The sequence below is a fragment of the Streptomyces actuosus genome (genome assembly GCF_016921115.1).
GTDB classification, from domain to species: domain Bacteria; phylum Actinomycetota; class Actinomycetes; order Streptomycetales; family Streptomycetaceae; genus Streptomyces; species Streptomyces actuosus_A.
In genome coordinates, this window is the sequence record NZ_JAFFZS010000110.1 from 1 (window position 1) to 1,196 (window position 1,196).

General features: G+C 71.1%; 1 protein-coding gene. It reads left to right on the forward strand.

From position 1 onward, the window contains the following. Positions 1-1,196, forward strand: a 1,196-nt coding sequence (locus JS756_RS35785) for an acyltransferase domain-containing protein (protein ID WP_205387436.1), incomplete at both ends; no start/stop codon positions are given.

The following is a 1,196-nucleotide window of genomic DNA, read 5'->3' on the forward strand; positions in this document are numbered from 1 at the left end:
GGGCGACGCCGAGGGTGTCGAGGAGATCGTCGGGCATTTCCGCGGCGAGGGCCGCAAGGTCACGGCGCTGCGGGTGAGCCACGCCTTCCACTCGCCGCTGATGGAGCCGATGCTGGCCGACTTCCGGAAGGTCGTAGAAGCCCTTTCCTACGAGCGGCCGCGACTGCCGATCGTCTCCACGGTCACCGGCCAGGAGATCACCGGTGACGAGCTCACCTCGCCGGACTACTGGATGCAGCACGTTCGGTCGACGGTGCGGTTCGCCGATGCCGTACGGGCCCTGGACGGGCTGGGCGTGTGCCGCTTCCTGGAACTCGGCCCCGAAGGCACCCTCACCGCCCTCGCACAGGCGGTGCTGGAGGACACGAGCAGGGCGGACGGCGACGTCCCGCTGCTGGTATCCACACTGCGAAAGGACCGCTCCGAGACCGGGTCGCTGCTGTCCGCGCTCGCCGGTGTCTTCGTGACGGGCGGCCAGGTCGACTGGACCGCGGTCATCGGCGATGGCGTTGCGGGCACTGTCGAGCTGCCGACGTACGCCTTCCAGCGTCGGCGGTTCTGGCCGGCTCCGGCGTTGCCGGAGGTGGTGGCCGGAGCGGGTGGTGAGGTCGATGCCCGGTTCTGGGAGGCGGTCGAGAGGGAGGATCTGGACTCGCTGGCCGGGGAGCTGGACCTGGAGGCGGACACGGTGGGTGCGGTGCTGCCCGCCCTGGCCTCCTGGCGTCGGCAGCGCCGCGAACAGGCCGAGCTGGACGGTGACCTGTACCGGGTGCAGTGGCAGGCGATCAGTGGTCTGCCCCGTGGCGGGACGCTGTCCGGGCGTTGGCTGGTGGTCGTCCCCGACGCTCTCGCGGAGGACGGTTGGGCCGGTTCGGTCCGGGACGCCCTGACGGCTGCGGGCGCCGACGTCGTGTGGTGGACGTGCGAACCGGGTCCGGACATGAACCGTGCTCACCTTGCCGGGCGGCTGGAGGGCCTCGGGTCGGTGACCGGGGTGGTGTCCCTGCTGTCCTTCGCCGGCAACGCCCCGGCCAGCGAAGTCCCGTACGACGGAGTGCCGTTGGCGGTATCTGCCTCCCTGGTGTTGGTGCAGGCGTTGGGTGATGCGGGTGTGGGGGGTCCGTTGTGGGTGGTGACGCGTGGTGCGGTGTCGGTGGGTGGGTCGGACGGTCCGGTGGATGCGGTTCAGGCTGCGG